Origin of the sequence: Aidingimonas halophila (assembly GCF_900106955.1) — a bacterium.
In the GTDB taxonomy this organism is placed as follows: Bacteria; Pseudomonadota; Gammaproteobacteria; order Pseudomonadales; family Halomonadaceae; genus Aidingimonas; species Aidingimonas halophila.
Genome location: NZ_FNNI01000007.1, coordinates 308,237 through 321,504, shown reverse-complemented (window position 1 = coordinate 321,504; position 13,268 = coordinate 308,237). Strand labels below are relative to the sequence as shown.

Sequence of the window (13,268 nt, the reverse complement as noted above, 5' to 3'; positions counted from 1 at the left end):
ACCGTTCAGTTCACCCACGTCACACCGTCCTCTTTCATCCCATGCCGATCTTCACTGCCACACCCCGAACGATCCAGATAGCCCACCCGTTGCGATTCGGGCACCTGATGCTCGATCTCGTACTTGATGACAGCTTCCAGGCATAGCTCGACCTGATCGCGACTGAGCTCACGGCCATCAGGCCATTTACGCAGTTGCACCGCCTGTTTGAGACTGTCATAAATTGACGGCGTCATCTGCTGAACCATCTTGTCGAACGTCATTTCACTCATATCGCCACTCGCGGAATCGAAACGTACCTGCACCTCATGACCGGCGCATGCGCCCTGAATAATACCAGCCCAGCGCCAGCCCCACGACAAGACCACCCAAATGGGCCTCATTGGCAACATTGCCGAAGCCCACGACAGCGGCAAAGTCGGTCATCGTGAATACCATCCAGGCCAACATGAAAACGACCAGCATCTGGGGGACGAAGAAACCACTGTGGGGCACACGACGAGACATCAGCCACACGTACCCCAACAATGCAAAATCGACACCGGACATTCCGCCGAACAACACGGTTCCCGTGGCATATTGGGCGATATTCCCTCCCAGCATGCTTGCCGCCACGAGCAATGCCATGCGGCCACTGCCCTGAATCGACTCGACCTGACGGCCGAAATACCACAGCCACATCATGTTGAAGATCAGGTGCATCCAACCGAAATGCAGCAGCGCCGGAGAAAACAAGCGCCATACTTGCCCCGATGCCAGGGTCGTCGTCAGATCGCCGGTACTCAGGCTGCCGTTGACAACACCGATCGGCACGATGGTCAACATGGCGATGGCCAGATCTCCCAGTATCGCCATCAACCCGAAGACGATCAGACACAGCACCAGCAGTGCCGCTGTGAGAGGCGCCAGAGCGAATGTCTGTAACAATGTGGACGACCGGGCACGACGGCGAACTCGCTCCTCCGTCGGTAACAACGGTTCGCCCCGCTGCCAGCGTTCCAGCAGTCGCAACATCTCATCCTGCTGTTCCGGGTTGGCCAGCCACAACGTGTAGCCTTCATCATCCTCGGTGAAGCGGTGACCAATACGATGCGCCCATAGCGCTTCACGCAGCGGCCGTGTGTCAGTATCCCGCGGCAGCCTGAGAACCCTGTACATGCAACATCCTTAATACGGCAGCAAGGCGAATTATCCAATGATAACAATCACGGCCATTCATGCGGGTAAACGCGCAGAAAAAATCCGGCGGAGAGGGCCGCCGGATAAGAGCAAGGGATCATTCAAGGGAACACCTACTCTGATAACGACAAGCCCGATGAGTTCACACCAGATTCAGATAATTATGTAATAATTTGTTTCAGCATCAATCGAGTTCGATTTCCCAGGGCTGAGGCCGGATCCGCTCCTCTTTCGGCACACTCACCCAGGTAAAATGATCCGCATCGAGACGAGACTCACCGCACCAGCGATACGCCACCAATCGCCCCTGTTTTACTGCGCTATAGTCCAGGCAGGCAATATTCGACGTAGGGAGTGCCGGAATTCCCTCGCACCAGTAATGGCCGATAAACAGTGGTGGTTGCTCAGGGCCATAGTAGCTCAACTGTTGTCGCTCGGCCTCGGAAAGCTCCCGCCACTCCAGCTCACCTGGCAAGTTGTCCGGCTGGAAGATCACATCGCCATAGGTTCTCGGATGTCGTGCCCAGAAGTGGGTTCGAAAACTGCGACGGATAAAACCGTCGCCAGATCGAACTTCGACATCCGAGGGTAACGGCAGTTGAGTGCCTCGCGTCAGCCGGTCGAGGATAGCAAACGCTTCCGTACCGGGATGCACTGAACGCTGGAGAAAATCCTCGTCGATACGACCATCGGGATATGACTGTCGCAATGTATCGATGAGCACCTGATCCCAGCAGGCATGCACAACCCGGAATTCGTCGAATTCCAGGAACAGCGGCAGACGCATGAACCAATCCAGTGTCTCCAGCCATTCTCCGGGATGCTGACGATACTGTTCCAACGTCTCCTTGATGACACGGTTATGTCGTGGCGTATGAGCACGCAGCCACCGGTGTGTATCGCCGGCTTCCCGGCGGCTATACGTCAATGCATTGATCTCGTGATTTCCCAGCACGATAAACGCCTCCCCGGCATCGACCATTCGCTTGGCAATGGTCACCGCGAGGCGTACTCGAGGCCCCCGATCGATGAGATCGCCGAGGAAGATGGCACACCGATACGGATGCCGATAGACACCACCATGCTGCTGATAGCCCAGTCGCTCCAGAAGCGCGGCCAGAGTAGCGCCACAACCGTGAACATCACCAATCAGATCGTAGCCTTCACTCTCCATTAATCCCCCAGCCGACTGCTCCAACCAAGCTTGCTGCGGCAGACCTCGTAGTAATTGTGACCGAAAGGATGCAGCAATTTCAGCCGTTGCGGTTTGCGTCGCACGTAGAGAATATCGTCGGGCTTGGACACCACACGCGTTTGTCCGTCGCAACTCACATGCGGGTAGGTTTCGTTGGTTTCACCGATATGGATTCGAATTTCTGACGAGGCATCGACGACAATCGGCCGGCTGGATAGCGTATGTGGAAACATCGGGACCAGCGTGATGGCATCCAGCTTGGGTTGGACGATAGGCCCACCCCCGGACAATGCATAGGCTGTGGATCCGGTCGGTGTCGCCACGATCAAGCCATCACTGCGCTGGCTGTAAACGAACTGATCATTGATGAACAGCTCAAACTCGATCATTCGCACGGCCTTGCCGGGATGCATGACGACATCATTCAGGGCATCGGCCTCACCGATCAGTTTACCGCCTCGATACACCTCGGCATCCAGTAGAAAGCGCTCCTCCAGTTCATACTGACCGGCCAGCACTTCGCCAACCTTCTCCTCGATTTCATCGGGGGAGATATCCGTCAGGAATCCCAGCCGACCACGATTGACCCCCAGCACCGGGGTTCCACTACGACACAAGGCCCGTGCCGCACCCAGCAAGCTGCCATCGCCACCAACCACAATCACCAGATCACAGATTTCCCCCAGCATGGGGCGGCTGGCTTCCTGTTGACCATGATCGAGCAGGACTGTGGCGGTACGGTCCTCGAGAATGACGTGATACTCATGAGCATCGAGGAAACGTATCAAGCGTCGCAGCGTATCGACGACTCTGGCACTACCCATGCGACCAATCAGGCCGATCGTTTTGAATTTGGTCATGCGCACTCCCGCCTGCACCGAGCCCGTCATTATGCGGACTCGGTACGGGAGCGGCAAATCCTGTCCATCAACCCACCGACGTCACGGGCCGACGGTGGCGCTTGACCCACCACTCATTGACGACCAGCGACAGCACGATCACGGCGCCCCCCAGGAAAAGACGCACAAGGTCCGCATCACGGTTCCAGATCAGAAGGTTGACCGCCAAACCTGCCGGAATCAACGCATTATTCATGATCGCCAGCGCTCCCGCATCGACACGCGTGGCCCCCTGGTTCCAGAGGAAGTATCCCAATCCCGATGCAACCAGCCCCAACCAGGCGAGGACACCCCACTGCACTCCCGTAGAGGGTAATTGTCCGCTATTGCCAAACAGCCAATAAGCCAGAGCGGCAAATACGAGGGCCCCGACATAGAACCAGCCGAAAACACTGTATGCCGGCAACGACGCGGGAAGCCGCGGCATCAGATGTCGATAGGCAACCTGCCCTAGCGCAAAGCAAATATTGGCTCCCTGTACGACCAGGAACCCCAGCCAGAAACCACTATCCACGCCTTGATAACGTATGAGGGCCGCCCCGATGACAGCGAGCGCGGCGGTAACCAGATAGAATGGTGTGAAGCGTCCAGCCATGGCATCGTCTATCAGCGTGACGTATAGCGGTGTAAAAATGGTGAAAAGCAGGACTTCCGGCACCGATAACAGCAGGAAGGACTGGTAGAAGAAGATATACATGATGCCAAGCTGAACAGCACCGACGCCCATCAGCGCCAGCTTGAGCCGATGTGACAACGCATCAGGCCGCAAGAAAGGCAGGAACAATAGGGTGGCCAACGCAATTCGGATCAGAACGGCGAAGTAGCTATCTACCTGTCCGGAAAGGTAAACACCGATCAATGAGAACGAGAAGGCCCACAGGCCTGTGACACCGAGTAGCAACCCCATCAGTAAACTCCACCAGGATAACAAGTTGACAGCTATTATACGCCTGACGACCCGGCTCACGGCAATACGCCAGCTGACCTTTACAGCGACATCGGGAGCAATGTCGTCTTGCCAATGGACAGGAAAAGGCAATGGACGAGTCGAGGTCGTATCAGATAGCGACGGCCTGCGTTTCTATGAATCGGGAACGTTCAACCTCCGCGATCGCTCGGCCTCTGTCGCTTTCACCAATGTGTACCGGTGGCAGCCTCTGGAAGACAGGATCCAGTTATATCATGAACGCCGAGGCAGTGATCAGGCCGTCTGGCTGCTCGACCTGATCCCGGGGGATGATGAGAACACCCTGGTATCCGCCATCCCGCATTTATGCGGCGACGACCATTATGCCGCGCGGCTCACGCTCGATGCCCAAGGATTCACGTTATGCTGGACCATACGTGGCCCTCGCAAGGAAGAGTACCTTGCGTATCGTTACCAGTGAAAAACGAGTGACAATCATCGCCCCACAATGTTCTATTCCGAAATTAAATATGTAACATCGAAAAACCACTCTTCGTTGACGTTCTCCCTGAAGCACTCAATGACATGCCTTTTGGAATGAGGTAGTGGTGGGATCAGGCAGTATCCCTTAGCCTCCCTATTGATGTTCGCTTTTTGTTCGTATATGTTCGTTTTCAAACACCACACGACGTGATGCGACATGAACGATACTTCGACTCTCCCGCACTATGACCTGTTCGTCGTCGGCGGAGGCATTAATGGGACGGGAATCGCCAATGATGCAGCGGGGCGAGGCCTGGCCGTCGGCCTCTGCGAGCAGGCTGACTTGGCAAGTGCGACATCATCCGCCAGCAGCAAACTGATCCATGGCGGACTGCGTTATCTCGAACACTGCGAATTCCGTCTGGTGAGAGAAGCGCTTCAAGAGCGCGAAGTCTTGCTCCGAAAAGCGCCCCATATCGTCTGGCCCCTACGCTTCATCCTGCCCCACCAACCCCATCTCCGCCCGGCCTGGATGATTCGCCTGGGACTGTTCCTGTACGATCACCTCGGCAAACGGGACAGCCTGGCAGGCTCACGCGGCATTCGCTTTGGTATCGACACCCCGCTTCGGCAAGACATCGCCAAGGGCTTCGAATACTCTGATTGCTGGGTGGATGATGCTCGGCTGGTCATCCTCAATGCGATTCAAGCACGTCAATTCGGAGCCGACATCCGGGTACGCACCCGCTGCATCGATGCCCGCGAAATTGAAGGGGGCTGGGTTCTGACATTGGAAGATACGCAATCAGGCAAACGGTATATGTGCCGGGCAAGCGCATTGGTGAATGCTGCGGGGCCGTGGGTGGAATCCTTCATCAGACATGGTACGCAGCGCCAATCTCGTTATGGAATCCGCATGATCCAGGGCAGCCATCTGGTCGTGCCTCGCCTGAATCACGATGAACGTGCCTACATTCTCCAGAATCGCGATGGCCGCATCGTATTCGTACTGCCGTACCAGCAGGATTTCAGCCTGATCGGCACTACCGACCGTCGCTATGAAGGCGACTTGTCACACATCGCCATGGCCGATGACGAAGTGGACTATCTGCTGGAGGTGGTAAACCACCATTTCAAGGAAACTCTCGACCGGAAGGACATCGTCAGCCATTTCACAGGGGTACGCCCGCTCTGCGATGACGAGTCCGCAGACCCTTCGGCGATGACCCGCGATTACACGCTTGACCTGGATGCAGGCGGAGCACCGATGCTGTCCGTATACGGCGGCAAGATCACCACCTACCGCAAATTGGCCGAGTCAGCGATGCGGGAATTGGCTGACAGCTTCCCCGGGATGGGCAAGCCCTGGACGGCCGACAAACAACTGCCCGGCGGTGATATCGAATCACAGCATGATTTCGAGCAACAGTTATTAAGAGACTATCCTTTTCTTGGAGAGCATCGCGCACGGCGTTTCGCCTCGAGTTATGGAAGCCTGTGCTTGACGTTCCTGGAGAGCTGCCGCTCTGCCGCTGATCTAGGTGAGCACTTCGGCGCCGGCCTGACACAACGTGAAGTCGATTACCTCATCACTCACGAATGGGCAGCCGATGCCGAGGATATCCTCTGGCGCCGGACAAAGATCGGTCTACGTTTTGGTCCGACGGAACGCGATCATCTCCAGCACTACATGGCACGTCAACATTGCAGCGCCGCCACCGCTTGAGTCGGGCGACTCTCGAGCATCGCCCGCCCCTTCACGGTACGCCATCATCAGCGCCGGGCAATGATCCAGACGGCATGAACGATACCTGGCACATAGCCCAACAAGGTCAACAGGATGTTGACCCAAAAGTGCAGCCCCAGACCGACCTGCAGGAACACGCCCACCGGCGGCAACAGAATGGCAAAAATGATGCGAATCAGATCCATCTTGAACACTCCTCCATGATCTTGCCTCATTTCATGGCTCACCGATCGAGGCGTTACCGGTGAGCTGGCTGTCCTGACATCGCGGAAGGTCGCGGCATCCCTTGCCATGTCATTCACTGCTTTTTTCGCGCCCCCTCCTCCGAATCTGTCGCTCGTTCATCAGCGGGATTGTAGATTCCAACCCCATCCTGATAGTGCACATGTGCCTCGGGATCGATCTTCTGTTCGATCTGCTCGGCCCCTTCAGCCAGCGTATCGTGATACCTCTCCCAGTCCTCCCAATCATAGGGGGTGCCTGAATTGGGGCGATGCTGACTGGCTTCTCGGGCTCGTAACCAAGCCAGTTCTTCCAAGGTATTCGGTTTATCATCCTCGTCATCGAGGTTGATCCCTTTTTTAGCGAGATATTCGCGTGCATCCATGATGCCAGCCTCCACTACCGTCAGCGCTCTCACCGGCCATTGTCGTGCTATCGATACGTCCTGCTGCCAAGGTCGATGCAAACGGATGTATGTCCACACGATGTGCAGGCCAACCGGCGCCGTTTCAAGAGGAAAACCGGATACGACCTCCTGAATCATTGGAACCCAAGATCGTCGCCGTGTTCCCTTGCCAGCAGCCATGAGCGAGTGAGCATCACGAGACGGCACCTGACTCGATCCCCGAACGCTAGAGCACCTCGACACGCACCGTTGGCTATTGTCTTCAGCGCTTCACAGTTGGTGATGGCGAGACTCAGCTATGCTGATGTTGAACATAGCGTGTGTTCGGGTCACGCCCATGGGTATAAGGAGACTCACCATGACCAATAAGGCGCCCACCATTGTTCGCGACATCATGTCCCGCGACTGCTACCGGGTTAAAGCCAACACCTCGGTATCCACGCTGGTGTCCGGACTGGCACTGCATCGACTACCTGGCGCCCCGGTGGTCGATGACCGGGATTTCCTGATCGGCTTCATTTCCGAACAAGATGTTTTGGGAAAGCTGCTGGAAAGCGCCTATCTCAATGACGAACCACCATTGGTCCGCGAACTCATGCGCCACGAGGTGCTATCCGTTGCACCCAACAAGAGCATCACTGACCTGGCACAGGAGATGCTCGGCACCAAACCGAAGGTCTATCCAGTCGCGGAGCAAGAACGCTTGGCGGGTATCGTCACACGGCGGGATGTATTGAATGCCATCCTGCGAATGCGCACCGGGCGTTGAGCATGGCAACGGGATATCCATATAAAAGCCGCCACATGTTGCCATGTGGCGGCGAAAGGATCGAAACGACTAGCAAAGACGCGAAACCTGCATGACTGCTATTGCCAATGCCGAAATGCATGCGTCTGTCCTTATGACCGCGTAACGTAGAAATTTATCCATTCATCTCAAAAGAAATGTGTCAGAATGTTATCGTCGAGGAATGCAAAACGGTAAAACAAGGACTTACCCCTTTGAAACAAGAAGGGGGAGTTCCTCTCTTGCGTAATGTAAGCCACTGGATTTACTATGGATTTACCTTTGCGGGTGTAGCTCAATGGTAGAGCAGAAGCTTCCCAAGCTTAAGACGAGGGTTCGATTCCCTTCACCCGCTCCACATCGTATCCATACCGCTCTGCCGCCAAGTGCTCACCCACGATTGAGGCATGACGCGCAAACGGTCACGGGCTTCGGTCATGGCATTGTTTTTCTTGGTTTTTTCCGTTTGCCTGCTGATTTTCGGCAGTATGATCGGCATCTTGCTGGTTTCGCGGACCCCACGTTATCGCACGGAGCCCGAAGACCTGCTGGCACTGTTCGACAAGACCATCAAGGGGTATGTCACGGAAACCGAATGGAATGCTATCGTCGGCCACCCGGTACGTCACGATGACTATCTGGAAAGTGTACGACGTCGTGCTCAATACCTCATGGACGAATACGGCCGCCCCTGGCAGGTGTCTCAAGGGGGATCGTTACTTTCACGCACCGGACGGAAGGAACTGGCAGCCCTGCGAGATCACTTGGCCTCGCATGATGCACTCCGTCACCAGCAGGAACGTTGATCGATATACCGATCCCATCGAGCGTGTCTGGTAGGCGACGTCAATAATGACAACAACGCGCAGTATTCTTCTGCTCGCGAGGTAAAGTATGCCCAGCGCCATACGTTTGATACCACTCGACAACATGACCAAACACCACGATCACGATTTTCATCAGATAGTGGTCGGGTTATCGGGCAATGCCGAATTCGAGATAGAAGGGCTGGGAGGCTCGATTGCAGCTCTTTCCGGCTGTATCGTTCCAGCCAATCATGTCCACTACTACGAGGGAATCGGCGAGAACCGCCAGTTGATCCTGGATCTGCCACTCGACTCCCACGCCATGACCGGCCCCAACCGGGAACTGGCCCGATTGTTCGATGCGCCTCGATTTTTCGCGCTCGATGAGCCCTTGCGACTCTATATGGACTTTCTGACGCGTGAACTGGCTCAGTCACACAGTCAGTCAGGCGCACCGCAGACAACGACCGGCGACATGCTGGCAACCACCTTCCTGGGCTGCCTATATACGCGGCTACACCCACACCTCCCCTCCCGCCAAGCACGTCGTCTGGACATCAAGGCTCTGGACCGATTCATACAACGCCACCTTCACCGACGCTTGACAGTGGCGGACCTCGCCGCGGAAGCCTGTTTGAGTGAAGCTCACTTCAGCGAATGCTTCCGTGCTCAAACCGGGCTGACACCCTATCAATATCTGCTGCGACAGCGCCTTGGCACAGCACGCTACCTGCTGACCACTACCGACCAGCCGTTGTCGGAAATTGCAGCCAGTACCGGATTTGCCAACCAGAGCGCCCTCTCGCACGCCTTTCGCCGTGCCTACAATCATCCACCCAGCGAATTACGCCGTATGCCGGCCGCTTCGAATCAGGGGCTGGCCATTTCAAGAGCGCCGTGACGGGATATTCACGCTTGACGCTCCGCGTCCGTGCCAGTAGGATGCGCGTCCGTCGGCTACGTAGCTCAGTTGGTCAGAGCACATCACTCATAATGATGGGGTCCCCTGTTCGAGTCAGGGCGTAGCCACCAGATGTCACCCCCACCGGTTATCCCGTGGGGGTTATTTCTTGGTCCTCTCTGCTCTGCTCGATCAAATCAACTCGCGACGATTGACGAATGCCGTGAGTGCTCGGATCAAGTAATCCACATCGTCTGCGCCCGCCGTTTCACGAATCGAATGCATCGCCCACTGCGGCACGCCCACATCCAGTGTTGGCACGCCGATCTCCGTGGCCGTTATGGGACCAATCGTACTACCGCACCCCATATCCGCACGCGTCGCGAACGTCTGTACCGGTACTTCCGCCTCCCGGCAAAGATCGCGAAACAGTGCAGCGGTGCCGCTGTTGGTCGCATAGCGCTGATTGGCATTGACCTTGATGACCGGGCCCCCATTGAGCGTCGGTCCATGCGTCTCATCGTGTTTCTCGGGATAATTGGGGTGCAAGGCATGAGCGTTGTCGCACGAAATCATCCTCGATGCCTGGATCAGACGGATATACCCCTCCTCGCCCGGTTCACCAAGTTGTTCATTGACCCGTTTCAACACATCACCAAGGAAGGGTCCCTGAGCACCACACATGCTGGCACTACCGACTTCCTCATGATCGTTCGCGACAAAAGCCGCACCCTGACGGCCGTCGCTCGACAGCAGCGCCTCCAATCCCATGAAGCATGACAACAGGTTGTCTAGCCGGGCACTGGCAATCAACTCCTGATTCACCCCCACCCGCTGGGGCGCCTGAACATCATAGAGCAGCAACTCGAAATCCAGAATCGTGATATCGCCCAGCTGATGTTGCTCATGTACCCAGCGCTTGAGTAGCATGACGAAATCGTCTTTGTCGCCACCCTGCAACAATATTGGGGCCATTTGTGTCTGTGGATTGATGGTACGGCCATTATTTGCCTCACGATCCAGATGAATCGCCAGGCTAGGCACCATGGCGACGGGACGTTCGGCATCGATGAGCACTGATACGACCTGCCCATCATCTCGAAGCAAATGCACGCGTCCGGCAATACTCAGGTCACGATCGTACCAGGGGGCCAACAATGCACCGCCATACACTTCGACACCAAGTTGCAACCACCCGTGGGCTGTCTGAGCGGCGTTAGGCTTGAGTCGCAACCCGGGGCTGTCACTGTGGGCACCGATCATGCGCAGAGCGGTCAACCGATCTTCCGGCAGTTGCATGGCCACCAACGAAGAGTCATTACGTGTAACGAACACCTTGTCACCCGGGGACAATTGCCATGGAGCTGTCTCTTCCAGGCGACGAAACCCTGCCTGCTCGAGACGCCGCGACATGGTTGCCATAGCATGCCACGGTGTAGGAGAACGCTGTAAAAAGTCGAACAAGGGTTCCATAGTCGTCTCTAAGGGCATAAGTTCCTCATCGATAGGTCTATGTCTGGCGACACAGGCTGATACAATGCGAGTTCGGCAGGCGCAACTCGCACACCGAACCGCGAGTCTAGGGAAGAAAGTGTACATGAATTCGGGAGAGCTTCGATGAGCCTGATTGCAGCCATACGAAAGGCCAGCATCCTCGCATTGATGCTGCCGTTCGGCATCGCGGTCGCGGAACCGCTTGACCCCTCAGAGGAGCAGCGCCAGGCCGCCATCGAAGTTGCCGAATCGCTACGCTACGGCCACTATGCCGATGTCAGCCTCGACGATGAATGGTCCAGGCAGGCCTTCGATCGTTATCTCAATGTCCTCGATTCTCAACGCGCTTACCTGCTCCAGCGTGATGTCGAGGCTTTCGAAGACCTTGAAACCGAGATGGACGATGCGCTGCTCAGTGGTGAACTGGAGCGCCCCTTTGCGCTGTATAAGCGTTTCCAGGAGCGTCAGGAAGATCGACTGAATTGGATCCTCGATAAAATCGATGCCGGACTCGATTTCAGTTTCGATGACGATGAGCGACTGGAGCTCGATCGCGAGGATGCCTCTCGCCCCCGACGTATCGAGGAGCTCGACGATCTGTGGCGCAAGCGGCTGAAGAATGCTGCTCTGACGCTTGCTCTCAGTGAGCAGGACGACGACGCCATCGAAGAGAATCTCCGCCAACGCTATGAAGGGCAACTGACACGACTCGAACAAACCAGTAGTGAGGATGTGTTCGGTCTATTCATGGCGGCCGTCAATGGCACCATCGATCCCCATACCGAATACCTATCTCCTCGCCAGGGTGAATCGTTCGATATCCAGATGCGCCTGTCACTGGAAGGGATCGGCGCCATGCTGCAAAGCGAGAATGAGTATGTGAAGGTCTCCAGCCTCGTCCCGGGAGGCCCTGCTGAAAAATCAGGCAAACTCGAACCGGCTGACCGCATCGTCGCAGTGGGGCAAGAGGACAGTGACGAAATGGTCAATGTCATCGGCATGCGACTCGACGATGTCGTGGAACTGATTCGTGGCCCCAAAGGGTCGGTTGTCAAACTGGAGATCGTCCCGGCCCAGGCAGTAGACATTACACGCACGGAAACGATCGAGATTACCCGCGACACCGTCAATCTGGAAGATCAGGCTGCCAGCAGCGAGGTCGTTGAAGTCGAGCGTGACGGAACGACACAAGAAATGGGCGTCATCGAAATCCCCAATTTCTATGTGGATTTCGATGCCTGGCAGGCCGGCGAGGACGATTATCGCAGCACCACTCGTGATGTCGCCAAGGAAATCGAGAAACTCAAGGAAGCCAATGTTGAAGGGATCATTCTTGATCTGCGCAACAACGGCGGGGGCGCCTTGCAGGAAGCCAACTCATTGATCGGCCTGTTCATTGATCGCGGCCCCACCGTCCAGGTTCGTGACGCTCGCGGGCGTATCAGTCTGTACGGTGATACCGAGCAAGGCGTTCTTTACGACGGCCCATTGGGCGTCATGGTCAACAGATTGTCGGCATCAGCATCGGAGATTTTCGCTGGCGCGATCCAGGATTACGGTCGAGGCCTGGTACTAGGCAATCGGACCTTCGGCAAAGGCACCGTCCAAGCCATGAATGAACTCAGCCATGGCGAAATCAAGCTGACACGCGCCAAGTTCTACCGCATTTCCGGCGAAAGCACCCAGCACCGTGGTGTCGAGCCCGACATCACCTATCCCAGCCTGATCGATCCGGATGACATCGGCGAAAGCAGCCTCGACAACGCCCTCGAATGGGATACGGTGCGTGAGGTGCAGTATCGCCAATACGGAACACCGGAGAAGTATCTCGACGAACTCACTCATAGCCATGAAAAGCGAATCAACGAGGATCCCAACTTCGTCTATCTCCAGCGTCAGGCTGAGCTCGCGAAACGACTGCGCGAGCAGCATACCAGCGTCAGTCTCAACCGCGACCAGCGCCAGCGTGAAATGGATGCTCAGGAGCGTGAACAATTGTCCTTGGAGAACCAGCGCCGCGAAGCGCTCGGGATGGAGCCCATCGAGGACTGGAGTGAAGCGCGAGGCGATGAAGACGATGAAACACTCGAGAGCGAAAGCGGCATGGATGCCGTGAACGGCACCGACAATGAACCCATCGATCGCGCCCAGATCATCGAAAGTGCCGAAATACTACTGGATTATGCCCAACTGACCCGCGAAGAGTAAGCGCAACCGCGTCAACGGGGCCGACAATTCGAGA

General features: G+C 56.2%; 14 protein-coding genes and 2 tRNA genes. 8 read left to right on the top strand and 8 right to left on the bottom strand.

Translation table 11 applies throughout. The features are described 5' to 3' along the window. Positions 1 to 5 precede the first annotated feature (5 nt). From BLW01_RS15090 to BLW01_RS15070, 5 genes are all read right to left on the bottom strand, one after another. The gene (locus BLW01_RS15090) at positions 6 to 272 is read right to left on the bottom strand and encodes a YeaC family protein (RefSeq protein WP_092571261.1); all 267 of its coding nucleotides are present in this window, start codon (positions 270 to 272) and stop codon (positions 6 to 8) included. 34 nt (positions 273 to 306) lie between these two features. Further along, positions 307 to 1,158, bottom strand: coding sequence for a rhomboid family intramembrane serine protease (locus BLW01_RS15085; RefSeq protein WP_092571145.1), 852 nt, complete (start codon positions 1,156 to 1,158; stop codon positions 307 to 309). 205 nt (positions 1,159 to 1,363) lie between these two features. Continuing rightward, positions 1,364 to 2,353 (bottom strand): metallophosphoesterase, encoded by a 990-nt coding sequence (locus tag BLW01_RS15080; protein ID WP_092571143.1) that lies wholly within the window; start codon positions 2,351 to 2,353, stop codon positions 1,364 to 1,366. Next, positions 2,353 to 3,234, bottom strand: coding sequence for an NAD(+) kinase (locus BLW01_RS15075; protein ID WP_092571141.1), 882 nt, complete (start codon positions 3,232 to 3,234; stop codon positions 2,353 to 2,355). The genes BLW01_RS15080 and BLW01_RS15075 overlap by 1 nt, the downstream gene beginning before the upstream one ends. Positions 3,235 to 3,301: 67 nt before the next feature. Further along, the gene (locus BLW01_RS15070; protein WP_092571139.1) at positions 3,302 to 4,180 is read right to left on the bottom strand and encodes a carboxylate/amino acid/amine transporter; all 879 of its coding nucleotides are present in this window, start codon (positions 4,178 to 4,180) and stop codon (positions 3,302 to 3,304) included. Positions 4,181 to 4,205: 25 nt separating this feature from the next. Between BLW01_RS15070 and BLW01_RS15065 the strand changes: the two genes are divergently transcribed. Then, a complete protein-coding gene (locus tag BLW01_RS15065) occupies positions 4,206 to 4,661 on the top strand; it encodes a DUF6314 family protein (RefSeq protein WP_139243941.1) in 456 nt (151 codons plus the stop codon). Between the two features lie 219 nt (positions 4,662 to 4,880). Beyond that, the gene (glpD, locus tag BLW01_RS15060; RefSeq protein WP_092571135.1) at positions 4,881 to 6,389 is read left to right on the top strand and encodes a glycerol-3-phosphate dehydrogenase; all 1,509 of its coding nucleotides are present in this window, start codon (positions 4,881 to 4,883) and stop codon (positions 6,387 to 6,389) included. A gap of 47 nt (positions 6,390 to 6,436) precedes the next feature. Here glpD and BLW01_RS15055 read toward each other — a convergent pair whose 3' ends face one another. Next, positions 6,437 to 6,595 (bottom strand): YqaE/Pmp3 family membrane protein, encoded by a 159-nt coding sequence (locus BLW01_RS15055; RefSeq protein ID WP_092571133.1) that lies wholly within the window; start codon positions 6,593 to 6,595, stop codon positions 6,437 to 6,439. A gap of 113 nt (positions 6,596 to 6,708) precedes the next feature. After that, positions 6,709 to 7,017: a hypothetical protein gene (locus BLW01_RS15050; RefSeq protein WP_229806474.1), complete on the bottom strand. Its 309-nt coding sequence runs from the start codon at positions 7,015 to 7,017 to the stop codon at positions 6,709 to 6,711. Between the two features lie 379 nt (positions 7,018 to 7,396). Here BLW01_RS15050 and BLW01_RS15045 point away from each other — a divergent pair, with 379 nt between their 5' ends. From BLW01_RS15045 to BLW01_RS15025, 5 genes are all read left to right on the top strand, one after another. Then, positions 7,397 to 7,807 (top strand): CBS domain-containing protein, encoded by a 411-nt coding sequence (locus tag BLW01_RS15045; protein WP_092571131.1) that lies wholly within the window; start codon positions 7,397 to 7,399, stop codon positions 7,805 to 7,807. Positions 7,808 to 8,109: 302 nt separating this feature from the next. Continuing rightward, positions 8,110 to 8,183: transfer RNA gene (locus tag BLW01_RS15040), tRNA-Gly, on the top strand. Between the two features lie 49 nt (positions 8,184 to 8,232). Next, entirely contained in the window at positions 8,233 to 8,631 is a 399-nt protein-coding gene (locus BLW01_RS15035) for a hypothetical protein (protein ID WP_373294239.1), read from the top strand. 88 nt (positions 8,632 to 8,719) lie between these two features. Next, entirely contained in the window at positions 8,720 to 9,532 is an 813-nt protein-coding gene (locus tag BLW01_RS15030; RefSeq protein WP_092571129.1) for an AraC family transcriptional regulator, read from the top strand. Positions 9,533 to 9,586: 54 nt separating this feature from the next. After that, positions 9,587 to 9,663, top strand: a tRNA-Met gene (locus tag BLW01_RS15025). A 61-nt stretch (positions 9,664 to 9,724) separates the two neighbouring features. Here BLW01_RS15025 and BLW01_RS15020 read toward each other — a convergent pair. Further along, a complete protein-coding gene (locus BLW01_RS15020) occupies positions 9,725 to 11,005 on the bottom strand; it encodes a M18 family aminopeptidase (RefSeq protein WP_229806473.1) in 1,281 nt (426 codons plus the stop codon). Positions 11,006 to 11,149: 144 nt separating this feature from the next. Here BLW01_RS15020 and BLW01_RS15015 point away from each other — a divergent pair, with 144 nt between their 5' ends. Next, a complete protein-coding gene (locus BLW01_RS15015) occupies positions 11,150 to 13,234 on the top strand; it encodes a carboxy terminal-processing peptidase (RefSeq protein WP_092571125.1) in 2,085 nt (694 codons plus the stop codon). The last annotated feature ends 34 nt before the right edge of the window (positions 13,235 to 13,268 follow it).

What these genes read in the sequence shown, in the direction of transcription:
- BLW01_RS15090 (WP_092571261.1), bottom strand. Translation starts at nt 272, where the DNA reads ATGAGTGAAATGACGTTCGACAAGATGGTTCAGCAGATGACGCCGTCA.
- BLW01_RS15085 (WP_092571145.1), bottom strand. Translation starts at nt 1,158, where the DNA reads ATGTACAGGGTTCTCAGGCTGCCGCGGGATACTGACACACGGCCGCTG.
- BLW01_RS15080 (WP_092571143.1), bottom strand. Translation starts at nt 2,353, where the DNA reads ATGGAGAGTGAAGGCTACGATCTGATTGGTGATGTTCACGGTTGTGGC.
- BLW01_RS15075 (WP_092571141.1), bottom strand. Translation starts at nt 3,234, where the DNA reads ATGACCAAATTCAAAACGATCGGCCTGATTGGTCGCATGGGTAGTGCC.
- BLW01_RS15070 (WP_092571139.1), bottom strand. Translation starts at nt 4,180, where the DNA reads ATGGGGTTGCTACTCGGTGTCACAGGCCTGTGGGCCTTCTCGTTCTCA.
- glpD (WP_092571135.1), top strand. Translation starts at nt 4,881, where the DNA reads ATGAACGATACTTCGACTCTCCCGCACTATGACCTGTTCGTCGTCGGC.
- BLW01_RS15055 (WP_092571133.1), bottom strand. Translation starts at nt 6,595, where the DNA reads ATGGATCTGATTCGCATCATTTTTGCCATTCTGTTGCCGCCGGTGGGC.
- BLW01_RS15050 (WP_229806474.1), bottom strand. Translation starts at nt 7,017, where the DNA reads ATGGATGCACGCGAATATCTCGCTAAAAAAGGGATCAACCTCGATGAC.
- BLW01_RS15045 (WP_092571131.1), top strand. Translation starts at nt 7,397, where the DNA reads ATGACCAATAAGGCGCCCACCATTGTTCGCGACATCATGTCCCGCGAC.
- BLW01_RS15035 (WP_373294239.1), top strand. Translation starts at nt 8,233, where the DNA reads ATGACGCGCAAACGGTCACGGGCTTCGGTCATGGCATTGTTTTTCTTG.
- BLW01_RS15030 (WP_092571129.1), top strand. Translation starts at nt 8,720, where the DNA reads ATGCCCAGCGCCATACGTTTGATACCACTCGACAACATGACCAAACAC.
- BLW01_RS15020 (WP_229806473.1), bottom strand. Translation starts at nt 11,005, where the DNA reads ATGGAACCCTTGTTCGACTTTTTACAGCGTTCTCCTACACCGTGGCAT.
- BLW01_RS15015 (WP_092571125.1), top strand. Translation starts at nt 11,150, where the DNA reads ATGAGCCTGATTGCAGCCATACGAAAGGCCAGCATCCTCGCATTGATG.